The organism is Ensifer sp. LBL, from assembly GCF_050435225.1.
Lineage (GTDB): Bacteria > Pseudomonadota > Alphaproteobacteria > Rhizobiales > Rhizobiaceae > Ensifer.
The window spans coordinates 761,813-786,397 of sequence record NZ_JBNDJY010000002.1; the positions used below are offsets into that span (position 1 = coordinate 761,813).

19 protein-coding genes are annotated in these 24,585 nt (G+C 63.2%); all 19 read left to right on the forward strand.

From position 1 onward, the window contains the following. Window positions 1-204 precede the first annotated feature (204 nt). The 19 genes from OKW20_RS10750 (at window position 205) to queE (ending at window position 24,522) form a co-directional block, all read left to right on the forward strand. Window positions 205-1,437, forward strand: a complete 1,233-nt coding sequence (locus tag OKW20_RS10750) for an HlyD family secretion protein (protein WP_429172072.1) — start codon at window positions 205-207, stop codon at window positions 1,435-1,437. Next, window positions 1,419-3,416 carry a glycosyltransferase gene (locus tag OKW20_RS10755; RefSeq protein ID WP_429172074.1) on the forward strand — a complete coding sequence of 666 codons (1,998 nt, stop codon included), beginning with the start codon at window positions 1,419-1,421 and terminating at the stop codon, window positions 3,414-3,416. Before OKW20_RS10750 ends, OKW20_RS10755 begins: the two co-directional genes overlap by 19 nt. 405 nt (window positions 3,417-3,821) lie before the next feature. After that, the gene (locus OKW20_RS10760; protein WP_429172336.1) at window positions 3,822-5,435 is read left to right on the forward strand and encodes an ABC transporter substrate-binding protein; all 1,614 of its coding nucleotides are present in this window, start codon (window positions 3,822-3,824) and stop codon (window positions 5,433-5,435) included. Between the two features lie 19 nt (window positions 5,436-5,454). Then, complete coding sequence (locus OKW20_RS10765; protein WP_429172076.1) at window positions 5,455-6,438, forward strand: ABC transporter permease; 984 nt, start codon at window positions 5,455-5,457, stop codon at window positions 6,436-6,438. After that, the gene (locus OKW20_RS10770) at window positions 6,435-7,337 is read left to right on the forward strand and encodes an ABC transporter permease (RefSeq protein WP_429172078.1); all 903 of its coding nucleotides are present in this window, start codon (window positions 6,435-6,437) and stop codon (window positions 7,335-7,337) included. The genes OKW20_RS10765 and OKW20_RS10770 overlap by 4 nt, the downstream gene beginning before the upstream one ends. After that, the gene (locus tag OKW20_RS10775; RefSeq protein WP_429172080.1) at window positions 7,334-8,149 is read left to right on the forward strand and encodes an ABC transporter ATP-binding protein; all 816 of its coding nucleotides are present in this window, start codon (window positions 7,334-7,336) and stop codon (window positions 8,147-8,149) included. Before OKW20_RS10770 ends, OKW20_RS10775 begins: the two co-directional genes overlap by 4 nt. Continuing rightward, a complete protein-coding gene (locus tag OKW20_RS10780; RefSeq protein WP_429172082.1) occupies window positions 8,146-9,096 on the forward strand; it encodes an ABC transporter ATP-binding protein in 951 nt (316 codons plus the stop codon). The genes OKW20_RS10775 and OKW20_RS10780 overlap by 4 nt, the downstream gene beginning before the upstream one ends. A gap of 78 nt (window positions 9,097-9,174) precedes the next feature. Next, complete coding sequence (locus OKW20_RS10785; protein WP_429172083.1) at window positions 9,175-11,199, forward strand: beta-N-acetylhexosaminidase; 2,025 nt, start codon at window positions 9,175-9,177, stop codon at window positions 11,197-11,199. A gap of 256 nt (window positions 11,200-11,455) precedes the next feature. Further along, window positions 11,456-12,334, forward strand: coding sequence for a LysR substrate-binding domain-containing protein (locus OKW20_RS10790; RefSeq protein ID WP_429172085.1), 879 nt, complete (start codon window positions 11,456-11,458; stop codon window positions 12,332-12,334). Window positions 12,335-12,529: 195 nt separating this feature from the next. Continuing rightward, complete coding sequence (gene aldA / locus OKW20_RS10795; protein ID WP_429172087.1) at window positions 12,530-13,954, forward strand: aldehyde dehydrogenase; 1,425 nt, start codon at window positions 12,530-12,532, stop codon at window positions 13,952-13,954. A gap of 107 nt (window positions 13,955-14,061) precedes the next feature. Beyond that, window positions 14,062-15,339, forward strand: a complete 1,278-nt coding sequence (locus OKW20_RS10800; protein WP_429172089.1) for an MFS transporter — start codon at window positions 14,062-14,064, stop codon at window positions 15,337-15,339. 5 nt (window positions 15,340-15,344) lie between these two features. Continuing rightward, a complete protein-coding gene (locus OKW20_RS10805; protein ID WP_429172091.1) occupies window positions 15,345-16,562 on the forward strand; it encodes a mandelate racemase/muconate lactonizing enzyme family protein in 1,218 nt (405 codons plus the stop codon). 15 nt (window positions 16,563-16,577) lie between these two features. After that, entirely contained in the window at window positions 16,578-18,197 is a 1,620-nt protein-coding gene (locus OKW20_RS10810) for a GMC family oxidoreductase (protein ID WP_429172093.1), read from the forward strand. Window positions 18,198-18,449: 252 nt separating this feature from the next. Next, complete coding sequence (ggt, locus tag OKW20_RS10815) at window positions 18,450-20,189, forward strand: gamma-glutamyltransferase (RefSeq protein ID WP_429172095.1); 1,740 nt, start codon at window positions 18,450-18,452, stop codon at window positions 20,187-20,189. Between the two features lie 208 nt (window positions 20,190-20,397). After that, entirely contained in the window at window positions 20,398-20,754 is a 357-nt protein-coding gene (locus OKW20_RS10820) for an SPW repeat protein (protein WP_043611028.1), read from the forward strand. 601 nt (window positions 20,755-21,355) lie between these two features. Next, a complete protein-coding gene (locus OKW20_RS10825) occupies window positions 21,356-22,489 on the forward strand; it encodes an ElyC/SanA/YdcF family protein (protein ID WP_429172097.1) in 1,134 nt (377 codons plus the stop codon). Between the two features lie 232 nt (window positions 22,490-22,721). Next, complete coding sequence (gene queC / locus OKW20_RS10830) at window positions 22,722-23,432, forward strand: 7-cyano-7-deazaguanine synthase QueC (protein WP_429172099.1); 711 nt, start codon at window positions 22,722-22,724, stop codon at window positions 23,430-23,432. Continuing rightward, on the forward strand, window positions 23,432-23,788 hold the full coding sequence (gene queD / locus OKW20_RS10835) for a 6-carboxytetrahydropterin synthase QueD (RefSeq protein ID WP_034789625.1): 357 nt from the start codon (window positions 23,432-23,434) through the stop codon (window positions 23,786-23,788). The genes queC and queD overlap by 1 nt, the downstream gene beginning before the upstream one ends. After that, complete coding sequence (gene queE, locus OKW20_RS10840; RefSeq protein ID WP_429172101.1) at window positions 23,785-24,522, forward strand: 7-carboxy-7-deazaguanine synthase QueE; 738 nt, start codon at window positions 23,785-23,787, stop codon at window positions 24,520-24,522. The genes queD and queE overlap by 4 nt, the downstream gene beginning before the upstream one ends. Window positions 24,523-24,585 lie beyond the last annotated feature (63 nt).

The following is a 24,585-nucleotide window of genomic DNA, read 5'->3' on the forward strand; positions in this document are numbered from 1 at the left end:
TCCGGATCGAGAAGTCGCCCTGTTGTGTCAGGGGGCGCTGATCGTTCTCAACTGGTTAACCGAATGCCAAAAGCACCAATTTCTAAGGGTTGTCCTCCGCGCCTTTGCGCACAATCTTGCTTACGCGACCGGAGCCGCAGTTGCGCGCGGGATTGACGCGCCGATGTCTGCCGCCCTGGCATTTCGAGAGTGGGAACAGCAGGCATGCTCCTGAACCATCGCATCACACGCATAACCGTCGGCGTCCTGCTGCTCACGCTTGCAATCGCCGTGCTCCTGCCTGGCCTCACGGGCTTTACCAGCCTCGACGGCACTGTAAATGCACGCTTTGCGGTCATCAATGCGCCGATCGATGGCGAAATAGGACAGGCGCCGCCACGCATCGGCACGCCGGTTGCCGAAGACGAGACGCTTCTGACCATACGCAACGAACGCGTCAATCGGGCGATCCTTGCTTCCCTGCAGGCGGAAGGAAAGACGGCTGCCGATCGCGTCTCGGCGCTGGAGCGTGAACGGGACGAACTCGTCGCCTTGCGCAACCAGCTTGCCCATCGGCTCGAGAAATTCAAGAGCGCCACCATTGCCAGTCTGGAACGAGAACTTCGCATCCTGCAGAAGCGGGTGGAGGTGTCGCGTGCCCAGGACGTCGTTGCACGGGTAGACCTCGACAGACGGCAGGAGCTGGAATCCAAGGGGATCTTCACCCGCAAGATGGTCGAGGCGGCAACCGCCGCCGGCGCGGCCACGGGCGGCGAGGTCGAGATCAGCAATTTGTCGCTCGATCTTCTCGAACAACGCCTGATGGCCCTGCGGGAGGGGATATTCATCGTTGGCGATGGTCAAAACGACGTGCCCTATTCACGTCAGCGTCAGGACGAGGTGATCGTTCGCATAAACGACATCAACACCCGCATCGTCGAAAACCGCACGCGCGCCGACCAGACCGAACGACAACTGGAGGAAGAGGAGAAGCGCGTTCGCAGTCTCGAACTGGCAGAAATCGCGTCGCCGTTCAGCGGCGTGGTGTGGACCCGCAACGTCGTCAACGGCTCCAATGTCATCCTGAACAACGAACTGCTGCGTATCCTCGACTGCCGCGAACTGTTCGTCGATATTCTCGTTCCCGAAGTCGATTACGACGAGATCTATCCGGGCCGCGAAGCGGAAGTCCGGCTTCTCGGCCGGAGCGAAGTCTTCAAGGGAAAGGTGCAGGCCGTCAAAGGCTCTTCCGCCGTCGTTGAGAAAGACAATCTCGCCGCCAAGGAGCCGGAGGCCGAGGAGCGCGATGCGAGAATCCGCGTTCAACTCCTCCCCTCTGCTCTCAATACCGATTTCGGCAATTTTTGCCAGGTGGGGCGGTCCGCCCAGGTCCGCATCTCCCGGCACAATCTGCAACTGACACAGTGGATCAAAGGGCTGTGGTTCAACCTCTTCTAGCGCTCGCGCCCACATTACTGGTGATCGCCTTCTTCCTGCTTGGGCCATCGAACTGGTCTCGGCACCAAAGCTGGGCGCGCACCATCACCTGCGCGGTCGTCGGGGCGGTCGCTTTGCGCTACATGGTCTGGCGCCTCTTCGAAACTGTCCTTCCCTATCCCGCCGATGGCGCCAACGTCTGGTGGGTTTGGATCGTCTTCATCATCGAGCTCCTTGCCTTCACGGAGGTCGTTCTCTTCCTCATTCTGATGAGCCGATACGTCGATCGCAGTCTCGAGGCGGACCGTTTGGGAAAGACGTTCTTCGCGCGCGAGGCGCAGGATCTGCCGACGGTCGATGTATTCATTCCGACCTACAACGAGCCGCTCGATGTCCTGGAGCGCACGATTGTCGGGGCTTTGGCGCTCGACTATCCCAAGGACAAGTTCAAGGTCTATGTCCTCGACGACGGCCGGCGTGATTGGCTGAAGACCTTCTGCGCGGAGCGGGGCGCGGTCCACCTGACACGGACGGACAATGCGCACGCGAAAGCCGGGAACATGAACAATGGGCTGCGCGCGAGTGCGGGCGATTTCATCGCCATCTTCGACGCTGACTTTGTCCCCTATCGCCATTTTCTCAAGCGCACCTTGCCGTTCTTTTCGGACGAGGGGATCGGGATCGTCCAGACCCCGCAGCACTTCTTCAACGTCGATCCGGTCCAATCCAACCTGGGCCTGGAGAACATCTGGCCGGACGAACAGCGCCTGTTCTTCGACGAGATCGCGCCCAGCCGTGACGTCTGGGATGTCAGCTTCTGCTGCGGTTCGTGCTCGATCGCCCGCCGCAAGGCTGTCGATGCGATCGGAGGCTTCCCGACGGAGTCGATCACGGAAGACCTGTTGACGACGCTGTCGATGCTCAACAAGGGCTACAAGACCCGCTACCTCAACGAACGGCTGTCAATGGGATTGGCGGCCGAGAACCTGACGGGCTATTTCGTCCAGCGGGAACGCTGGTGCCAGGGTGGCATCCAGACGCTTTACCTCCACAACGGTCCCTTGCGTGGACCGGGCCTGTCGTTGTTCCAGCGGATCATGTTTCTCCCCATGTCCTGGCTGGTGCAATACGTGGTGCGCCTGATCGTCCTGCTCGTGCCGATCGCCTATCTCTGGTTCGGCGCCTTGCCGCTGCGCTTCACGGGCGTTGCCGACTATGTCTCAAATCAGCTTCCGGTGCTCGCGGCCTATTTCCTCCTGATGCTCTGGATCACGCCGACACGTTATCTGCCCGTCGTCTCCAGCGCGGTCGGGACCTTCGCGACGTTCCGCATGCTGCCGACGGTTCTCTCCAGCCTCGTGCGGCCCTTCGGCAAGCCGTTCAAGGTAACCCCGAAAGGCACCGGCAACGAGGCGAACAGCTTCGACGCCTACACGTTTACCTGGATTGCCGCTTTCATCGCCGTCACGGCGCTCGGACTTCTGATCAACCTTGTGCCGGAAACGGCGCAGGTCCAAGGGGCGTTCTCGGCGATCGGAGCCGTCTGGTCGGGGATCAACATCGTCGTCCTCGTCATCGCGTCGCTGATCTGTTTCGAAAAGCCGCGTCGACTTTTCCAGGCTTTCAAGCTCGACGAGCCCGCCAATGTCGACGGGACGCCGGGGCGCGTGGTCAGCCTCTCGCTCGACAAGGCGGTGGTCGCGGTTCCGCCGGAGGTGCGCTTCGAGTCTGCGCAGGTGACCCTCAGGCTCGACGGTTTCGAGCCGCTGCAGGCTGATCTGAGGCAAGTGACGCAGCGGCGCGGCGACATATCGCGTATCGGCGACAAGCGGCGCTTCTATCTTCACCTTTACTACGACCTCGACGGCAAGGAACGCGACCGGATGATCGTCAAGCTCTATACGGGGCGCTACTCGCAGGACATTCCTGATATCGACAAGGTCGCGGTTTCCGTGAACCTCTTGCTGCGTGCCTTCGGTCGCACGCGCACTGTCTCCTAGCGCCGGCCGCTGCGAGCCCGGCATGGCGGCTCCGGCAGCCACCAAACTTCGTCGGTCCGCGCAGTGATTCTCGCTTTTCGTGATCCCGGTCTGGATGCGTCTGCGACCAAATTAGCGGCCTGAACAAACCGCTAAACGCCGCTTTTTCGGAATTGGTATTCTCGTTCGAAATACCACTTGGCGGTTCGCACCATAACTTTAGTCTCGGCGAAAATACCCCGATTGACAGCGCGACTTTGGCGGACTTATCGTTAAGTCAAATTACTTGACTTAATAGTTCGATCAACGAAGCCTGAGGGGGAATTCGTCATGACGGCAGTCGAGGAAATGCGGCCTTTGCGCAATGCGTCGGGGGTCGGGAGGAGCGGTACGGCATGGCGTTTTGGGACGCTCGCGACCGTGCTGATGATGATCGGCGCCGCAGAGGCGCGCGCTGAATCCGTGCTCACCATGCACATCGAAGAGCAGACGAGCTGGGTGCAGAATTTCAACCCGTTCGACCTCGGCGGGCGCCGCCAGAGCACCATGGATTTCGTCTACGAGCCGCTGGTGATCTTCAACGATTACGACGGCGGCAAGCCGGTCTTTCGGTTGGCGACGGCCTACAAGTTTGCCGACGACCTGAAGTCGATCACCTACACGCTGCGCGACGGCGTGAAGTGGTCGGACGGCAAGCCGCTGACCTCGGCCGACATGAAATTCACGCTCGAGATGATGCTCAAGAACCCGGCCGTCGATACCGTCGGCGTCGGTGAGACCGTCGCTTCCGTAGAGGCGCCGTCGCCGACCGAGGTGAAGATCAATCTCAAGGACGTGGACACGCATTTTCCGGAGTCGCTTGCCGATTTCCCGGTTGTGCCCGAGCACATCTGGAAGGACGTGAAGGATCCGCTGGCCTTCAAGAACGAGACGCCCGTCGGCTCCGGCCCGATGACCGAGATCCGCCGCTTCACGCCGCAGGTCTACGAGCAGTGCCGCAACCCCAACTACTGGGACGCCGCGACGCTGAAGGTCGATTGCCTGAAGCTGCCGCAGATCTCCGGCAACGACCAGATGCTGGCGCTCCTGCCGGAAGGCGCGATCGACTGGTTCGGTTCGTTCCTGCCGCAGATCGACAAGACCTATGTCGGCCTCGATGCCGAGCATAACGGCTACTGGCAGCCGCCGGCCGAAACAGTTGCCTTCCAGATGAACTTCAAGTCGTCGAACCCCGGCAATGCCGAGGCCTTCAACGACATGACCTTCCGTCGCGCCTTCAGCCTTGCCATGGACCGCACCGCGATGGTCGATATCGCCGGGTTCGGCTACCCGGTCGTCAACACCCATGCGAGCGGCCTGCCGCCGCGCTTCGACAGCTGGCGCAACAAGGCCGCCGAGGGCGCGCAGGACGAGTGGCTCGCCTATGACATCGACAAGGCCAACAAGCTGCTCGACGATGCCGGCTACAAGAAGGACGGCGAAGGCTTCCGCACCACGCCGAGCGGCAAGCCCATCGCCTTCCCGATCATCGTGCCGAACGGCTGGACCGATTGGATCGACGCGGTGCAGATCGCGGCGGAAGGTCTGCGCAAGATCGGCGTCAACGCTTCCGTTGCCACGCCCGAATACGAGCAGTGGCAGAAACAGATCCTCGACGGCAGTTTCGAGGCGGTGATGAATTCGCGCGCCGACGGGCCGACGCCTTTCCGCGGCTACTTCCAGTCGCTGTCGACCGGCTTCGGCGGGCGTATCACCAGCGCGCCCTCGCGCTATTCCAACCCGGACCTCGACAAGGTTTTCGATGATTACCGCCGCGCCGCAACGGATGAGGAGCGCAAGAAGCTGTTCGACCAGGTGCAGGTGATCGTCGCCGACAATCTGCCCGTCGTCCCCGTCTTCAACGGTCCGACCTGGTACCAGTTTTCGACCAAGCGCTTCACCGGCTGGGTGACGAAGGACGAGCCGGTCATGAACCCCGAGGATCACGACAACAACCGGATGCGGCTGGTGCATCTGCTTCGCCTGAAGCCCGTACAATAAGTGAAAGCGGGTTTCAGCGATGCGACTTTCCCGTCGACGGCTTACCGTCTACTGCGTGGCGTTCCTCTTCGCGATCGTCATGAATTTCGCGGTTCCCCGGCTGATGCCGGGGTCCCCCGTCGACAGCATGATCGCCCAACTCGGACCGCGGGCAACGCCCGCGGCCGTCGAGGCGATCAAGGCGCGCTTCGGTGCGATCGAGCAACCGATCTGGCAGCAGTTCGTCGACTATGTCGTCGGGCTCGCCCATTTCGATCTCGGCGTCTCGGTCAAATATTATCCGCAAACCGTGCTCGAAGTGCTCGGCCGTTCGGCTGGGTGGACGGCATTCCTTGTGGTGACCGCCATCGTCTTCTCGCTTTGCGTCGGCGTGCTGCTCGGCGCGATTGCCGCCTGGCGTCGCGGCGGGCGTTTCGACAGTTTCGTCTCGCCCTTCTCGGTGGTGATGATCGCCGTTCCGCCTGTCATCATCGCGCTCGCGACTCTCTTCACCTTCGGCGTGACGCTCCGGCTGCTGCCGGTTGGCTACGCCTATGATCCGAACCTTGATCCGGGGCTGAACTTCACCTTTTTCGGCAGCGTCTTCCTGCATGCGATCATGCCGGTGCTGACGCTCTCGCCCTATCTGATCGGCGAGTTCCAGACGACCATGCGTTCCAGCATGATCTCGGTGCTCGGCGAGGACTATGTCACCATGGGCCGGGCCAAGGGATTGTCGGAAGCGGCCGTGATGTTCGGCTATGCGGCGCGCAACGCCATGCTGCCGGTGCTGACCAATCTGGCGCTAATGCTGGGCGCCGTCTTCGGCGGCTCGATCGTCACCGAAATCGTCTTCAACTATCCGGGCCTCGGCCTGACGCTCTATACCGCGAGCGTCGCCCGCGATTATCCTGTGATCCAGGGGCAGCTTCTCTTGATGACGATCGCCACACTCGGCGCCAATCTCCTCGTCGATATCATCTACGGCGTGGTCGATCCGCGCATCAGGGAGGGCAGGGCATGAATGCGGGCGTCTCCTTGTTCTGGCGGCAGAAGAAAGCCGTCGCCGGCCTTGTCATCATTCTCACGCTCTGCCTGATGGCGCTGTTTGCGCCGGTTCTGGCACCGGGTGATCCGAGCGAACGCGTCGGCCGTTCGCATCAGCCGCCAACCGCCGAGCATGTCTTCGGCACGACGAAGATGGGCCGTGACGTCTTCTCGCAATTTGTCTGGGGCGCCAGGCCGTCGCTTGCCGTCGGTTTCGCCACCGGACTTGCGATCACCGCGCTCGGCACCATCGTCGGCCTCGTCGCCGGTTACTTCGGCGGCCGCACCGATGCGACGCTGGACCTTGCAACCAATGCGGTCCTTGTCATCCCGAATATTCCGCTGTTGATCCTGCTCGCATCCTTTGCGGGCACGGTCGGGCCGATGGCGATCATGGCGATCATCGCGCTCACCTCCTGGCCCTGGGGTGCGCGCATGACCCGGTCGCAGACCATGGCGCTCCGGCAGCGTGAATTTGTGGTGGCGGCACGCATGGTCGGCGAGCCGCACTGGCGGGTCATCTTCGTCGAGATCCTGCCCAATCTGGTGCCGCTGATCGGCATCAACGTCGTCGGCAGCATCATCTATGCAATCGTCGCCCAGACGACGCTCGAATATCTCGGCTTCGGCGATCCGCTGCGCGTCACATGGGGCACCATGCTCTACAACGCCCAGAACTCCTCGGCGATCATCGTCGGCGCCTGGTGGGACATTGCCGTCCCGGCCGCCGGGATCGCGCTCGTCGGCCTTGGTCTTGCACTCATCAACTTCACCTTCGACGAGATCGCCAACCCGCAGCTTCGCTCCGGGCCGGCGCTCAGCCGCTGGCTGCGGCTGACGCGACTGCGCCGTCGCGAGCTGGAGGCGGCCCGATGAGCGATGCACTTCTGGAAATCCGCAACCTAAACGTCGATTATCTGCTCGACGACGGCGCGTTCCGTGCCGTCAACGACGTCTCCTTCGAGGTCCGCCGCGGCGAACTCTTCGGCCTTGCCGGCGAATCCGGCTGCGGCAAGAGCACCATTGCCTATGCGATCACCCGGCTGTCCAAACCGCCGGCCTGGGTCGCCGGCGGCGAAATCCTGCTCGACGGGCAGGACCTTTTGAAGATGCCGGAAGCTGCCCTTCAAAATGTGCGCTGGCGGCGGATCGGCATGGTGTTCCAGAGCGCCATGAACTCGCTCAATCCGCTGATGCGGGTTGAGGCGCAGTTCTTCGACGTGCTGCGCCGGCACACCGGCGCGACGCGGCTTCAGGCACGCGCCAGGGCAGAGGAGATGTTTCGCCTCGTCGGCATTCCGGTGGGTCGCCTCGACGACTATCCGCACCAGTTCAGCGGCGGCATGCGCCAGCGCATCGTCATCGCCATCTGCCTGGCGCTGAAGCCGGAGCTGATCATCATGGACGAGCCGACGACGGCGCTCGACGTGGTGGTGCAGCGAGAGATCCTGGAGCAGATCGTCGACCTGCAGCGCAGCCTCGGCTTCTCGGTGCTGTTCATCACCCATGACCTGCACCTGATGGCGCAGCTCTGCCACCGCATCGGTGTTATGCTGAAAGGGCAACTTGTCGAGGTCGGCGACACGCAGCAGATCAGCCGGACGCCGGAGCACGACTACACGCGGAAACTCTGGGGCGCGATCCCGCAACTGCCGTCATCCGTCCGCAGCCTGGGGGTCGTCGAATGAACGTGATGCCGCTAGCGACGACCATGGCCGGTGAAGACGACGCGATCGTACGCCTCAAGGATATCAGGCGCAGCTTTGGCACCGTCGAGGCATTGCGGGGGATTTCGCTCGCCTTGAAACCCGGCCGGGCGCTGGCGCTGGTCGGCGAATCCGGTTGCGGCAAGACCACCTGTGCCCGCATCGTCGCGCGGCTCGATGCGCCGACATCGGGGGGGATGGCGTTTCGCGGCGCCGACGTCACCGAGGCCGGCGACCGTGCCGAGGAGAAGTTGCGTCGCCGGGCGATCCAGATGGTGTTTCAGGATCCGTTCGCCTCACTCAATCCGGTGTTCTCCATCTACCACCATCTTGCGCGGCCGCTCCTGCTGCACGGTCATGCGAAGACCGGGGCCGAAGCACGGGCGGCGGTCGCGCGCCTGCTCTCCGATGTCGGCCTTGATCCCGATGTGACCGCGCGAAAATTTCCGCACGAACTGTCCGGTGGCCAGCGCCAACGCGTCAACATTGCCCGCGCGCTTGCCGTCGGGCCGGACGTGCTCGTCGCCGATGAACCGACGTCGATGCTCGACGTTTCGATCCGGCTCGACATCCTGGAACTGCTTGCGCGCATCAAGCGCGAGCGCAACCTCGCCATGCTTTACATCACCCACGATATCGCCACGGCCGCGCACATTGCCGAGGAAGTCGTCGTGATGTTTGCAGGCCAAATGGTCGAGTGGGGCGAGACCAGTGCCGTCATCGGCAATCCCCGCCATCCCTATACGCAACTGCTTCTGTCCGCGGTTCCAGATCCCGATCGCCCGTTCGTGCCGGGGCAAAGCGCCCGCTTCCTCGCCCATGCCGAAGAGGTGCGGCGAAAGAGCCGTCCGGCCTCCGACGACGTGGAAGAAGTTACCGTGAATCACTTCGTCCGTGCCCTTGGCCAAACGCCGACGGGAGCTATGTGAACCGAGGACACGCCTTCGCCAAGAAACGCGCTGGCCTTCCGGCCGAACGCAGAGACCAATCATTCATGGAGCCATTTGATGACGTTTGCCGCCAAATCTGACTATCTTCTGGAAACGCTCTGGGTGCCGGTCGGCACTGCCGACAGGTCGGTCTATGCGCTGACGCTCACCAACAATTCGGACCGGACGATCAAGGGTTTTCGACTCGGCGTCTCCGGCCCCGCGCGCATCGATCCTGCCGCCGAGGTCGAGGGCGGGCAGCTTCTCGTCCGGCTCTCCAACTATGCCGAATTCGCGCCACCCGAAGGGTTTGAGCTGAAGCCCGGCGCGACCTGGACCCTCAAGGCCCACGGCATGAGCTTCGAGCCCCGCCACTGGACCGATGGCGCCAACGCCGCCTTCCTGGTTCTGTCCGACGGCACGAATGCGCCGGTTGCGGTGCTTGCCTCGCGGGCGCATGGCGATAATGCCGAGCTGAAACGTGGCGCCGCCGTCTATCCGGTGCCGAAGGTGGCGCCGGTGCCGGTCTCGATCGTGCCCTGGCCGCAGGCTGTTGTGGTCTCCGGTCAGTTGCTGGCGCCTCCGGGCCTTGACCTGAAGGCCGAAGGCAGTGAAGCGTCAGCCGCGGCCAAGGCCTTTGCCGATCTCACGGCCAGCCTGTTTCCGGTCGAGGGTATTGTCCGGCCGGTGGCGGAGGGCGGTTTCCCGGTCGAATTGTCCAAGGCAGCAGACCTTGGTCCGGAGGCCTACAAGATCCGCTTCTCGCCCGCCGGCGTTGCCGTTTCGGGTGGTAGCGAGACGGGCATCCTCTACGGACTGATCACGCTCGGTCAGGTCCTGCGCGGGGCGCGGTCGCATCCCGGCACCTTCGTGTTTCCGACGGGCGGCGAGATCAAGGATGAGCCGGCGCTCGCCTGGCGCGGCACCCATCTCGACGTCGCCCGGCAGTTCTACAGCACAGCGGAAGTCGAGCGCTTCCTGCGGCTGATGGCCTGGAACAAGCTCAATCGTTTCCACTGGCACCTGACCGACGACGAGGCCTGGCGCATCGAGATCGATGCCTATCCGGCGCTGACCGAAATCGGCGCCTGGCGTGGCCACGGCCGCAAGATCCCGCCGCTGCTCGGCTCCGGTCCTGAACCGACCGGCGGCTATTACACCAAGGCGGCGGTCCGCCAGATCGTGGCGCTGGCTGCAAGCCTCGGCATCGAGGTGATGCCGGAAATCGACATTCCCGGACATTCCTATGCCATGCTGCAGGCGATCCCGGAGCTGCGCGACCCCGAGGAGAAGGGCAGCTATCATTCGGTCCAGGGCTTCCCGGACAATTGCCTCAACCCGGCACGTGAAGAGACCTATCGCGTGCTGGAGATCATCTTCGACGAGTTGATCGAACTCTTCCCGATGCGCGCCATCCATGTCGGTGCCGACGAGGTGCCGCTCGGCGCCTGGTCCGGTTCGCCGGAAGCACTGGCACGGCTGCGCGCGCTCGCCGGCGACGAGGTCGCTGAAACCCATGCCAAGCGGCTGAACGTCGTCACCAACACCCACGGCGCTGACGAGATCGACGGCTCGGGTGCGGCGGTGCTGCAGGGCGAGTTCCTGGCCCGCGTCCAGAAATTCCTGGCAAGCCGCGAATGCGTCACCGGTGGGTGGCAGGAGGCGGCCCACGGCAATGTCATCGACAAGGCGAAATCGCTGCTCTTCGGCTGGCGCACGGTCGAGGCATCGGCAGCACTCGCCGAGGAAGGCTATGACATCGTCGTCTGCCCCGGCCAGGTCTACTATCTCGACATGGCCAACAGCCCGGCCTGGTCGGAACCGGGCGGTAGCTGGGCCGGCTGGTCGGATCCGGAAAAGCTCTACACCTTCGACCCCGTGGAGGGCTGGACGGATGCGCAGAAGAAACACCTGCTCGGCGTGCAGTGCTGCATCTGGTCCGAACCGATGACCGACCGCGCCGTCTTCGATCGGCTCGTCTTCCCCCGGCTTTCGGCGCTCGCCGAAACCGGCTGGACCAAGCCGGAGCGCAAGTCGTTCAAGCGTTTCGAGGCCCTGGTCGGGCTGATGCCGGTACTCTACGGCTTTTATGCCGCGGAGTAGGCGCGATTGAGTTTCCAGTTTTCGTCTGGGCTTGGCCAGACGATGGATTGGATAGGTAAACGGCGGCGAGAGCCGCCGTTTGTCGTTGCGAGGCAACCGGACGCATGCCTGTGGTCAGTAGGTGCGGTTTGGATTTTCGTGCTTGTGCGCTAGAGCACGGCACGCAAGAGTAAGCATCGATCCGCGGCAATCCGCGGAGATATAGTAGTTTCCCGAGGCCACGTTATCGATGCGAAGACTTCCTGGATTGTCGGCGATGAAGGTCTTCGAAGTGGTCGGGCAGACCCGCAGCTTCACGCGGGCGGCCGAGCGGCTGAACCTGACGCAAAGCGCGGTCAGCCGCCAGGTTCGCAACCTCGAGGACGAGCTCGGCGAGGACCTGCTGATCCGCCGCCACCACCATCTCGAACTGACGCCGGCTGGTGCCGAACTGCTGGCGACGATCCAGGAGGCGTTTCACAGCATCGAGGTGTCGCTGCGCAGCATTACCGAGAAGAGCAACCAGAACCGCTTGCGGATCAACGTTCCGCCGACGTTTGCCAAGCGCTGGCTGTTGCCGCGTCTTGCCCGGCTGCGCGCAGCTTTGCCCGACGTCGATATCAGCCTCAGCACGGAGGCCACGGACACGCTTGCCGAGCGCGGCCTTCTCGATTGCGCGATCCGCTTCGGCGACGGCGAGTGGCCGATGCTGGATGCCAGCATCCTGATGACCGAGCGGCATGTCGTCGTCTGTGCGCCATCGCTGCTCGAAGGCGTGAAAGTCGAGGGTCCGGCGGATCTTCAGCGCTTTACCTTCCTGCATGTATTGGCCTCGCCCGACCGGCGTTATCTGACCTGGCGCCATTGGCTGGATGCGGCCGGGTTCCAGGATGTCGATACGCGCGGCGGGCTGGAGTTCGACCTGCTCGACCTTGCGATCGAGGCGGCCTGCGCGGGCCTGGGCGTCACCGTTGCCGATCGTTCGATGGTGCGGGTTCAGTTGGAAACTGGGCAGCTCGTGCAACTCTTCGATGTCGAAGTCGAGGGGCATGAGTCCTACTGGTTCGTGACGCGGCCCCGGGCCGGAAATGACGGCAAGGTCGATGCTTTCCGTGCCTGGCTGCTTACGGAAGTTTCGGCCGACCGCGCGGCCTGAGCCGAGCATTCCATTTTGGAATGCTCTCACCGAAAATTACTCGCTTGTGCCTCCGGCCCTATCGTCGCAACAGTTTCGTGACGGTCTCGGTCGGGGAGAGAGACGGGCCGTCGCTCGTTGTGCTCTCTCCCGCGCAGTCCGCTTGTCCCGCGCGCTTTTGGCGCCCGGAGCCGCGGCCAACACATCCGAGATGCCATGAGCCCCTATCGCAACTTTTCCGGCGGTCGTTTCATCGAAAGCACGTCTGCGATGACTATCGACGTCCGCAATCCGGCAACCGGCCAGGTCTTCACGTCGGTGCCGGCAGCCACGGATGAGGAGGCAACAACGGCGGTCGAGGCAGCCGTGAAGGCGCAGCGCGCCTGGGCGGCTCTGCCGGCTATCCAGCGCGGCGACGCGCTTCGTCGCCTGGCGACCGTATTGGAGAACCGAGCCGAAAACATTGGGGCGGCCTTGGCAAAGGAGTCGGGCAAGAGCCTCGCCGACGCGACCGCCGAGGTCATCTACGGCGCGGAACTGATGCGATACCACGCCGAATGGGCACGCCGCATCGAGGGCGAAGTGATCGAGAGCGACAATCCCGGCGAAACGCTGCTCTTGAAGCGTGTTCCGATCGGTGTCGTTGCCGGTCTGATCCCGTTCAACTATCCGATCTACACGCTTGTGCGCAAAATCGCCCCGGCGCTGATCGCGGGAAACGCCGTCGTCGTGCGCCCGAGCAACAACACGCCGACGTCCGCCTTCGCCTTTGCCGAAGCGATCGTGGAGGCCGGCCTGCCGGAGGGTCTCGTCAATATCCTCACCATGTCGCATGACGTTGCGAAAACGCTCTGCAGCCATCCCGGCGTCGGCATGATCACGCTGACCGGCAGCGTTTCGGCCGGCCGCATCGTGCTCGATTATTGCAAGGAAAACATCGCCAAGCCCTCGCTCGAACTCGGCGGCAAGACGCCTGTCATCGTCGAGCCGGATGCGGATCTCGATGCTGTGGCGCAGGCGATCGTCGCCGCCAAGACCGCCCATTGCGGCCAGGTCTGCACCAGCGCCGAGCGGCTCTATGTCCACGAAAGCGTGCATGACATGCTGCTCGCCAAGCTGCGCGAAGGGTTTGCCGCCCGCGCCTTCGGCGACCGCGCCGAGGATGCGACCCGCATGGGGCCGCTCGCCAATGCCGCCGCGCAAAAGCGCGTGCATGAAATGGTCGAACAGGCGAAGGCGGAAGGTGGAACGATCGAGACCGGTGGCTATCTGCCGGACGGACCAGGCTACTTCTATCCGCCGACGCTGATTTCCGGCTGCCGCCAGGAAATGGAGATCGTGCGCGAGGAAGTCTTCGGTCCGGTGCTTGCGGTGATCCGCTATTCCACCTTCGAGGAAGCGCTGGCGCTGGCGAACGATCATCAGTTCGGCCTGAGCTCGGTGCTCTTCACCGAGAACTATCGCACCGTCATGCGGGCCAGCGACGCGATCGAGGCGGGCGAGCTCTACGTCAACCGCTTCCCGGCGGATCCCTATCAAGGCTTCCACGCCGGCTGGAAACGCTCGGGCCTCGGCGGCGACGACGGCAAGCACGGCATGCTGGAATTCACCCAGACGCGCCTCGTCGTCCTGAAACACTGAACATTTGAAATAACACGATTCCGGACGGGAACCGGAATTGTTCGGACATCAACATCAAGACCGGGCCGATGGCACGCTCCCGCCATCGGTCGGGGAGGAGACGACCCTTGAGCACAATTTCCGAAACAGAAATCGCTGCGCCGTCCGTGTCGGCCCGCAGCCGTTACCTGCAACTGGCGCTGATCGTGATCGCCGCCGGTGCGATCTATCCGATCCTCTATCTGCGCCAATCCTACCAGACGACGATGCTGGAGGTGCTGAAGCTCTCGAACACCGAGCTTGGCGTCCTCTATTCCATCCTCGGCACCAGCTTCCTCGTCGGCTACCTGCCGAGCGGTTGGCTCGCCGACCGCGTCCAGCCGCGCATCCTCATTCTCATCTCCATGGTCGGCACCGGTCTGCTCGGCCTCTGGTACGCGACGCTGCCCGGCTACTCATCGCTGCTCGTCATCTATTGCGGTTTCGGCGTCACGACGGGCCTGACGTTCTGGGCGGCGACGCTGAAGCAGGTGAACCTGATCGCCGGCGCCAATGAGCAGGGACGCTTCTTCGGCATTCTCGACGGCGGCCGTGGCCTGGTCGAGGCGCTGCTGGCGAGCGTCGCCATCGCGCTCTTCGTCTTCACGACGGAAACGCGCGGTGCCGGGCTTGCGATGGGTTTCCGTGATGTCGTGCTGCTCTATGCCGTCTTCTGCATCGTCGTCGGCATCGCCTATTTCGCCGTGTCGCAGCCCGTCGCTGTCGACAAGAGCCCGCGCAAGCGCGAGGGCAACCTGCTCGCCGACATCAAGACGCTGCTCCGCATCCCCGAGGTCTGGCTCGTCGCCGCCATCATCTTCTGCGGCTATCACGTGTTCCTCGCGACCTACAGCTTCTCGGCCTATCTGCAGGAAGGCGGCTTCGGCATTTCAGCCGCCATGGCCGGCCTGATCGTCACGATCAAGCTGTGGCTGCGCCCGGTCGGCGGTATCGGCGGCGGCTTGCTCGGTGACCGCTTCGGAAAGACCGGCATCCTGCTCCTGAGCTTCATCGTCGCAGCCGCCAGCCTCGTGGCGATGATCGCCCTGCCGGGCGTCGGCTCCACGGCCCTCTTCGTCGGGCTGGTGCTGCTCGTCGGCCTCATCACCTACACGATCCGCGGCCTCTATTGGGCGATCCTCGACGATTGCCAGGTGCCGACAAACATCACCGGCCTTGCGATCGGCATCATCTCGCTCGTCGGCTACGCGCCCGACACCTACCTGCCGCTGGTCAACGGATATCTGTCGGACCGCTATCCGGGCATCGCCGGCTACCAGTTCTATTTCGGCTACATCGCCGCCATCTGCGTCCTCGGCGCTATCGCCACCCTGGCGCTGATGGCCCGCCTCAAGAAAAAGGGATGACCCCCATGAAGATCGCGTCTCTCAAGACCTATGCCGTCGCCGTCCCGCCGCCGCATGTGGGCGGAATGTACTGGATCTTCGTGCGTCTCACGACCGCCTGCGGCATCGAGGGCATCGGCGAGATCTATGCGACCTCGTTCCATCCGAAGGCGCTGACGCCGCTGATCGAAGACGTCTTCGAGCGGCATCTGCTCGGTCATGATCCCCACCAGATCGAGCGCTTCTGGCGTTCGGCCTATTCGAGCGGTTTCACCCAGCGCCCGGACCCGACGATGATGGGCATCGTCTCGGGCCTTGAGATTGCGTGCTGGGATATCATCGGCAAGGCCGCCGGCCGGCCGGTCGCAGACCTCTTGGGCGGCACGGTGCACGAGAAGCTCCGCGCCTATACCTATCTCTACCCGAAGAACGCGGCCGGAGAGTTCGACTTCAACGATCCGGATCTCGCCGCCGAATGTGCCGTCGAAATGGTCGAGATGGGCTTTACCGCCGTCAAGTTCGACCCGGCCGGTCCCTACACCAACTATTCGGGCCACCAGCTTTCGCTCGGCGTGATGGACCGCTCGGAGGAATTCTGCCGCAAGATCCGTGATGCGGTCGGAAGCAGCGCCGACCTGCTCTTCGGCACGCACGGTCAGATGGTGCCGTCTTCGGCCATTCGGCTGGCGCGGCGTCTCGAAAAATACGACCCGCTCTGGTTCGAAGAACCGGTTCCTCCCGGACAGGAAGCGGCGATGGCAGAGGTGGCGCGCGCGACCTCGATCCCGATTTCGACCGGCGAGCGCCTGACGACCAAATACGAATTCCAGCGCGTGCTCGAACTGAAGGCTGCCTCGATCCTGCAGATGAACGTGGCGCGCGTCGGCGGGCTTCTCGAGGCCAAGAAGATCGCTGGCATGGCAGAAGCCTATTACGCCCAGATCGCCCCGCATCTCTATAACGGCCCGGTCGGGGCTGCGGCCAGTATCCAGCTTTCCGCCGCGACGCCGAACTTCCTCATCCATGAGGCGATCCTCGATTTCAGCGGATTTCATGCGGATGTGCTCAAGACCAAGCTCGCCGTCGAGGATGGCTACATCATCCCGTCGCGCGAGCCTGGCCTTGGCATCGAGCTCAACATGGACGTCGTCGAAAAGCACACGCCGTACACCGGCGAGCGCCTGCACCTGCAGATGGACAGCCGGCCGGCGGACGTGAAGGCCTTCGCGCCGGCACGCGGATAACTCCGACGATAGGACATGCAGATGATCTACGACTACATCATCGTCGGCGCCGGGTCGGCCGGCTGCATTCTTGCGAGCCGGCTCAGCGAAAACGGTCGCCACAGGGTGCTTTTGATCGAGGCCGGCGGCAACGACAATTCCTTCTGGTTCAAGATCCCGGTCGGCTATGCCCGCAGCTACTACAATCCCGCGGTCAATTGGATGTATTCGAGCGAGCCCGAGGCCGCGCTTCAGGACCGCAGCATCTATGTGCCGCGCGGCAAGGTCCAGGGCGGCTCCGGATCGATCAACGCGATGATCTATGTGCGCGGTGCGCGCGACGACTTCGACGACTGGAAGAGCGCCGGCAACACGGGCTGGGGCTACGACGACGTGCTTCCCTATTTTCGCAAGCTCGAAACCCATGCGCGCGGATCGTCCGAGTGGCACGGCGGCGAAGGCCCGATCCACATCACGCCGATGCGCGGCATGACGCATCCGATCACCGATGCCTTTCTCGAAAGCTGCGGTTCGCTGCAACTGCCCTTGAACGAGGATTTCAACGGTGCCTCGATCGAGGGCGCCGGCGTCTACGACGTCAACACCAACAACGGCCGCCGCTCGCATTCGAGCGCCGAATATCTTAGGCCCGCCCTCAAGCGTCCTAATCTGACGATCGAACGCTACGCGCAGGCCGAGCGGTTGGTCTTCGGTGAAGATGGACGCGTGACCGGCGTCGATATCATCCAGAATGGGACGCGCCGGCGCTTCACGGCGGGGCGCGAGGTCATTCTGGCCGCCGGCGCGGTCGGTAGCCCGCAACTGCTGCAAGTCTCAGGCATCGGTGACGGCAAGGCGCTGTCGTCAGCGGGCGTGGAAACGCGGCGGCATTTGCCGGCGGTCGGCCAGAACCTGCAGGATCACCTCTGCGCCAGCTTCTATTATCGCGCAACGATCCCGACGCTCAACGACGAGTTCGGCAGTCTGTTCGGCCAGATGCGTCTCGGCCTGCAATATCTCTTGACCGGCAAGGGGCCTTTCTCGATGAGCGTCAACCAGGCGGGCGGCTTCTTCCGCGGCCGGCCCGACGAAGAGCGGCCGAACATCCAGCTCTACTTCAACCCGCTCTCCTACCGGATCCCGAAGGACCCGAAGGCCGGGCTGAAGCCGGAGCCCTATCCCGGCTACCTGATCTGCTTCAACTCCTGCCGGCCGACCAGCCGCGGCAGCATCTCGATTGCGTCCGGCGACCCCTCGGCGAAACCGTTGATCCGACCGAACTATCTGACGACCGATCGCGACATCGACGAGGTGCTGCAGGGCAGCCGGCTCGTCCGGCGCATCGCATCTGCCTCGGCGCTCTCCTCGCTGACCGCGGAAGAAATTTCGCCGACGCCGCGCGTCGAAAGCGACGAAGCGCTGATGGACTATTTCCGTGAAAACTCGGGCTCGATCTACCACCTCTGCGGCACCTGCGCGATGGGGCCGGACCAGGCGAGTTCGGTCGTCGACAGCCGCCTGAAGGTCCACGGCGTGCCCGGCCTGCGCGTCGTCGATGCCTCGATTTTCCCCAACATCACCGCCGGCAACATCAACGCGCCGACGATGATGGTCGCGGAAAAGGGCGCCGATCTGATCCTTGCGGATGCAGCCTGACGCTTGCGCGACGCTTCCCCGTCTCGAAGGCGGGGGAAGCGGACGCGGACCGACGGGCGGCGCTCGGGCGCCGGCCGCGGTCACCTGTGATTTGCCATCGTCGATTGAGCGTGACTATACTTCCCGCACTTCATAGCCGCCCACATCAGGTGCTTGCCCCTACCCGAACGATCGTTGCCACCGCGCTCGACGCGGCGAGGCCACGGTCATTGAATTTTGGCAATGCGCCGCGAGCCTGCGAGGGAGAGACGCATGCCGAGTTCCCGCTTGAAGACCCTGTCGATTACGTTGCTCATTGCATCGAGCCTGACGCCCTGGGCGGTGCAGGCGGCCTCACCCGAGCCCGTGAAGGCGGAGCACGGCATGGTGGTCTCCGCCCAGCACCTGGCGTCCGATGTCGGTGTTGCCGTGCTGAAAAGCGGCGGCAATGCCGTGGATGCGGCCGTTGCTGTCGGCTATGCGCTTGCCGTCACCTATCCGACCGCCGGCAATATCGGTGGCGGCGGTTTCATGACGATCCGCTTCAAGGACGGCAAGACGACGTTCCTCGACTTCCGCGAACGCGCGCCGCAAGCTGCGACCAAGACCATGTATCTCGACGCCAAGGGCGACGTCGTCGATGGGCTGAGCACCGAGGGCTATCTCGCCGTCGGCGTGCCGGGGCCGGTCATGGGCTTCGAAACGGCGCGCAGTCGCTATGGCACCAAACCGCTTTCCGAATTGATCGCACCGGCGATCGCGCTTGCCAAGGACGGCTTCGTGCTGGAGCAGGGCGATATCGATTCCTTCGAGGGCGAGACGGACAGGCTTGCCAAGGATCCGGCTGCCGCCGCCATCTTCCTCAAGGACGGAAAGCCGTTCGTCGCCGGCGAGAAGCTGATCCAGGCCGACCTTGCCGCTTCGCTTTCGAGCATTGCCGAGAAGGGCACCGACGCCTTCTACAAGGGTGCGATTGCCGACCAGATCGTCAAGGCGAGCGCGGAGAAGGGCGGCATTCTTGCGAAAGCGGATTTCGAGCGTTACGCCGTGCGCGAACTGGAGCCGGTCAAGTGCAACTATCGCGGCTATGACATCGTCTCCTCGCCACCTCCGTCCTCAGGCGGCGTGATCATCTGCGAAATCCTCAACGTGCTCGAAGGTTATCCGATTTCCTACATGGGCTATGGCGCCGCCGAGACCGTGCATGTGATGATCGAGGCCATGCGCCACGCCTATGTCGACCGCAACACGGCGCTCGGCGATCCGGACTTCGTCGAGAACCCCGTCAGCAAGCTCACCGACAAGGCCTACGCCGAGGAAATCCGCGGCAAGATCGACCCGTTTCGCGCCGGCGTTTCGGCGACGCTGATCCCCAAGGGCTTCGGCGAAAGCAAGGAGACGACGCACTATTCGATCATCGACGACGAGGGCAATGCCGTCGCCGTCACCTACACGCTGAACGGCTCCTTCGGGACCGGCGTGGTGGCGCCCGGAACCGGCATTCTGCTCAACAACGAGATGGATGACTTCACCGCCAAACCCGGTGTGCCCAATCTCTACGGGCTGGTGCAGGGCGAGGCGAACGCGATCGCGCCCGGCAAGACGCCGCTGTCGTCGATGAGCCCGACGATCATTTCCAAGGACGGCAAACCGTTCATGGTGATCGGCAGCCCCGGCGGCGCGCGCATCATCACCATCACGCTCGAAGCGATCCTCAACGTCATCGACCACGGCATGAACATCCAGGAGGCGGTCGACGCACCGCGCATTCACCACCAGTGGCTGCCGGACAAGGTGTTCATGGAGCCCTATGCGCTCTCGCCCGATACCCGCAAGCTGCTGTCAGCCATGGGGCATAACGTTCAGATCGACGAAAGCTGGACGATCTGGGGGCAGGCGACCGGCATTCTCGTTGGCGGCGAAAGCCTCTCTGACATCAAGGCTGGAGGTGGCGCCCGCTACAATGGCGCGGTCGACAGCCGCATCGGCGCGGGCGCTGCGCGCGGCTACTAGAGCCCGCGCGAAACGGCGCACAAACCGTGCCTAGGCACCGACTAAGGGCGGCGGATCGCCGGTTCGCCGCTCGATTTTGGGCATGCCACCACCATGTGCTCACGCGAAAAAGATTTGAAAGCGGTTCCGGTTGAATTTATTATGTTTTCAGAGCGTGCGACCGCACGCGATCGTACGCTTTGGCCAAGCTTCATTCGTGGAGGTTGTCATGGCACTGATGGAAGGAAAGAAAGCACAGGACTGGATCAATCTGGTTCTTGCAATCTGCCTGTTCGTCTCCCCCTGGATCATGGGTTTCGTTGTCGAGAGCGTTCCGGCCTGGAACGCCTGGGGCGCCGGCGTCGTGCTCGGCGTTTTGGCGATCGCGACGCTTGCCATGTTTGCGGAATGGGAAGAATGGGCAAGCCTCATCGTCGGGCTCTGGCTGATCGCTTCACCCTGGCTGCTCGGTTTCTCGACCAGTCCCAACCCCATGTGGACGCATGTCGTCCTCGGGGCGCTGGTGACCGTGCTCGCGATCTGGGCCGTCTGGGACGAACGTCAGCATCCGCATGCGCATGCATGACGATGAGCAGAGAAGGCTCGCGGCCCGGCGCCGCAGCGTCGGGCCGCGAGCAAATCTGAAAACCGCGAGGAGCCATCCTCTTCGGATTTGCGTGACTTCAAACGTCAGATCTCTTCGAACCGTCAAACGGGTCGGCGCATCGGCCCCCCGCTATGGTGCCTTCGACAGCGGCGCGCAAAGAGTGCGCTGAGACTTTCCGAGCGGCGGGGTAGGTTCTCGACTGCCCGTCAGCAGCGAGGTCGTTGAAGCAGGCTTTGCACTTACTACCGGCCCGCCATGACACCTTGGTCATTCAGCGATTGCGCCCGCTCGCTGTGCGCGCCTGCTGCGCAATTGGATAATACCAATATAACGCCAATCAGCGACTGTTTCGGAACGCGCGCGCAACTTGTATTCGCTATCTGTAAGAAATGTAACACGAATTGTTGCGGCTTTGCGCGCCATTCCGGCTGGTTGCGCTGCCGCGAGCTGGACAGGTGGTCATGTTTTGGTATTTCTAATATTGGCCGCAAGGAGATGGCCAAATCGCAAGTGAATACGGAAACGCTATCGGCCCGAGGGCGAGAAAGCCGGCGGGCAACCGGAAAACTGGGAGATTTAAATGAAGCCGAGTTCCATTTTTGCCCCCTCGGGGTCGACCGTGACTGCATCGGGCACCCCGCGTTCGGTAAAGGCGCGCAGCGCAAGGCGTCGCCTCCTCGGACTGTTGACAGCGACTGCGTGTCTCATTTCAGCCTTTCCGGCCGGCGCCTTCGACCAGGCCAACGCTGCCCGTATCAAACAGCTGGTCGACACCGGCATGCAGTATTACTGGTCGGGCGGCGACGTCAAAAAAGCGGAAGCCGAGGTCTTCAAGGGCATTACGCTCCATGGCAAATATGATGTCGTGGAGGAAGCCTTCAAGGAAGCGGCGACGCTCGCGCCTGAACGGTTGGACTTCCAGTATGCCGTTGCGGCGACCCAGATCATCCAGAAGAAGCTCGACGACGCCCAGGCGACCTTCCAGGGCATCCTTGGCAAGGACCCGACCGCTTTCGATGCGCAAAGCTGGCTGGAGGCCATTGCCCGTATTCGTGGCGATGAGACCAGCGCGGCGCTTGCCCACCAGGCCCTGGCCGGTCTCGATCGCGAACGGGCGGAAGAGTACCGCAAGCGGTTCGTTCGGGCAGAACAGATCATGGCTGAAAAGCCGAACTTCGACGTCCCGACCGTGCCAGGCAAAGTCGTGATCGTCGCACTGGGTTATGCGCTTGCCGATGACGGCAAGGCGCAGCAAACCCTGCTCGACCGTCTCGAGGTGACGTTGAAGGCCGCCGAGGCCAATCCGACAGCGCTCGTCATGGTGAGTGGCGGCGTGCCGAAAAATGGCGTTACGGAAGGTGACGTCATGTCCAAGTGGCTGGTCGACAAGGGGATCAGCCGCGATCGCATCATGATTGAGGACAAGTCGAAAGATACGATCGGCAACGTGATCAATGCCGCCAATCTTCTGGTGCGGCATCAGGCCGACACGGTAATCCTGGTGACCAGTTCGAGCCACATGCGCCGTGCGCGTACTGTCATGGAGGATGCCTTGATGCAGCGCGATCTTCCGACGGCGGTGGTGCCGCTTAATGCACTGGACGCGCCAACCCAGGATGAAGCCGCAAAGGTCGGGGCTGACGAGCGGTTGGTCATTTACCGCGATCTGATGCGGGTTTCGGGCGTATGGGCCTATCCGGGTTTGCAGCAGTAGCCATCGAAAGATCCCCCAAACCTGATGCTTGCGTGTCCCACCCTTGCATTTAAGGGTGGGACGCGTGCGTTTCGGGTTCAGTTTGAGAATGCGGAGGTCGCGCGTGTGGCGCGCGGGAAGAGGCTGCGTTGCTCCGGGGGCCAACATAACGCTTCCCATCGGTCCTGCTTTGCCCTAGAAGGCGCGCCGTAATCCGGTCGCAGCCTACCCGGTCAAAACAAGGACACCTATCATGAAGACAATCGTCATCTGCTCCGGCGGATTGGACTCGGTATCGCTTGCCCACAAGGTCGCAGCCGAACACGAACTCATTGGCCTGCTCTCCTTCGATTACGGCCAGCGACACCGCAAGGAGCTGGACTTTGCCGCCGCCTGTGCCAAGCGGCTCGGCGTTCCGCATCAGGTCATCGACATCAGCGCGATCGGCGCCCATCTCACCGGATCGGCATTGACGGACGATGTCGACGTGCCCGACGGCCACTACGCCGAGGAAACGATGAAGGCGACGGTGGTTCCGAACCGCAACGCCATCATGCTCGCCATAGCCTTCGGGCTGGCGGCGGCACAGAAAGCGGATGCGGTGGCGGTCGCCGTGCATGGCGGCGACCATTTCATCTATCCCGACTGCCGCCCCGGCTTCATCGACGCGTTTCAGGCGATGCAGAACCACGCACTCGACGGCTACGCCGAGGTCAGGCTCTACGCGCCCTATGTGACGATCTCCAAGGCGGACATCGTCACCGACGGTGCGAGCCACGGAACGCCCTTTGCCGAGACCTGGTCCTGTTACAAGGGCGGCTTGCGCCATTGCGGCCGCTGCGGCACCTGCGTCGAGCGGCGCGAGGCCTTCGATCTGGCGGGGGTCGCCGACCCGACCGACTACGAGGATCCGGATTTCTGGGTGGCGGCGACGTCGGCCTTCGCGGCCGAGGAGGTGAAGTGATGTTCCGGATCACCAAGGAATTCCATTTCTCCGCCTCGCACCAACTGAAGAGCCTGCCGGCTGACCATCAATGTGCGCGGCTGCACGGTCACAACTACGTCGTCGAAGTCGAACTTGCCGGCGCCGAGCTCAACGAACACGGCTTCGTGCGCGACTATCACGAGCTTTCGCCGCTGAAGCGCTACATCGACGAGAGCTTCGACCATCGCCATCTGAACGACGTTCTCGGCCACGACCGGGTGACGGCCGAATGCCTGGCGAAGCATTTCTACGACTGGTGCAAGGCAAGGCTGCCGGAAACGTCGGCCGTGCGTGTCAGCGAGACGCCGAAGACCTGGGCGGAATACCGGCCATGAGCGGGCCGGCAGAAGCGCGCATTCGTGTCAGCGAAATCTTCGGGCCGACGATCCAGGGCGAGGGCATCCTGATCGGGCTGCCGACCGTGTTCGTGCGCACCGGCGGCTGCGATTATCGCTGCAGCTGGTGCGACACGCTGCACGCGGTCGATAGCGAATACCGTGAGCAATGGCTGCCGATGGGTGTCGAGCAGATCTGGCAGGAGGTCGTCAAGCTTTCCGGCGGCAAGCCGCTGACGGTCTCGCTTTCCGGCGGAAACCCGGCGATCCAGCCGCTGGCGCCCCTGATCGCACGTGGACGCGAGGAGGGGTACCGCTTCGCGCTGGAGACGCAGGGCAGCCTCGCCAAGGACTGGTTTGCCGATCTCGACGTACTGGTCTTGAGTCCGAAGCCGCCGTCGAGCGGCATGGAGACGGATTGGCATGCGTTCGACGACTGTCTTCGCATGGCAGCGGATGGGCCGCAGGTGGCGTTGAAGATCGTCGTCTTCGACGAACGCGACTATGCCTATGCCCGGGACGCGGCGGCGCGCTACCCGCATCTGCCGCTCTATCTGCAACCCGGCAACCATACCCCGCCACCGCCTGATGACGACGACGCGCAGGTGGACATCGACGGTATCATCGATCGCATGCTGTGGCTCGTCGGCAAGGTCACGGAGGACCGTTGGTTCGAAGCGCGCGTGCTGCCGCAACTGCATGTCCTGCTCTGGGGTAACCGGCGCGGCGTGTAGGCGGCAGGCGCCGTTGCCCCTTTGCGCGATTGGACAACGGTTCTCCGCTATGGTCCAAAAGGC

What these genes read in the sequence shown, in the direction of transcription:
- OKW20_RS10790 (WP_429172085.1), top strand. Translation starts at nt 11,456, where the DNA reads ATGAAGGTCTTCGAAGTGGTCGGGCAGACCCGCAGCTTCACGCGGGCG.
- OKW20_RS10750 (WP_429172072.1), top strand. Translation starts at nt 205, where the DNA reads ATGCTCCTGAACCATCGCATCACACGCATAACCGTCGGCGTCCTGCTG.
- queE (WP_429172101.1), top strand. Translation starts at nt 23,785, where the DNA reads ATGAGCGGGCCGGCAGAAGCGCGCATTCGTGTCAGCGAAATCTTCGGG.
- OKW20_RS10765 (WP_429172076.1), top strand. Translation starts at nt 5,455, where the DNA reads ATGCGACTTTCCCGTCGACGGCTTACCGTCTACTGCGTGGCGTTCCTC.
- OKW20_RS10785 (WP_429172083.1), top strand. Translation starts at nt 9,175, where the DNA reads ATGACGTTTGCCGCCAAATCTGACTATCTTCTGGAAACGCTCTGGGTG.
- OKW20_RS10805 (WP_429172091.1), top strand. Translation starts at nt 15,345, where the DNA reads ATGAAGATCGCGTCTCTCAAGACCTATGCCGTCGCCGTCCCGCCGCCG.
- OKW20_RS10810 (WP_429172093.1), top strand. Translation starts at nt 16,578, where the DNA reads ATGCAGATGATCTACGACTACATCATCGTCGGCGCCGGGTCGGCCGGC.
- OKW20_RS10780 (WP_429172082.1), top strand. Translation starts at nt 8,146, where the DNA reads ATGAACGTGATGCCGCTAGCGACGACCATGGCCGGTGAAGACGACGCG.
- aldA (WP_429172087.1), top strand. Translation starts at nt 12,530, where the DNA reads ATGAGCCCCTATCGCAACTTTTCCGGCGGTCGTTTCATCGAAAGCACG.
- ggt (WP_429172095.1), top strand. Translation starts at nt 18,450, where the DNA reads ATGCCGAGTTCCCGCTTGAAGACCCTGTCGATTACGTTGCTCATTGCA.
- OKW20_RS10770 (WP_429172078.1), top strand. Translation starts at nt 6,435, where the DNA reads ATGAATGCGGGCGTCTCCTTGTTCTGGCGGCAGAAGAAAGCCGTCGCC.
- OKW20_RS10775 (WP_429172080.1), top strand. Translation starts at nt 7,334, where the DNA reads ATGAGCGATGCACTTCTGGAAATCCGCAACCTAAACGTCGATTATCTG.
- OKW20_RS10820 (WP_043611028.1), top strand. Translation starts at nt 20,398, where the DNA reads ATGGCACTGATGGAAGGAAAGAAAGCACAGGACTGGATCAATCTGGTT.
- queD (WP_034789625.1), top strand. Translation starts at nt 23,432, where the DNA reads ATGTTCCGGATCACCAAGGAATTCCATTTCTCCGCCTCGCACCAACTG.
- queC (WP_429172099.1), top strand. Translation starts at nt 22,722, where the DNA reads ATGAAGACAATCGTCATCTGCTCCGGCGGATTGGACTCGGTATCGCTT.
- OKW20_RS10825 (WP_429172097.1), top strand. Translation starts at nt 21,356, where the DNA reads ATGAAGCCGAGTTCCATTTTTGCCCCCTCGGGGTCGACCGTGACTGCA.
- OKW20_RS10760 (WP_429172336.1), top strand. Translation starts at nt 3,822, where the DNA reads ATGATGATCGGCGCCGCAGAGGCGCGCGCTGAATCCGTGCTCACCATG.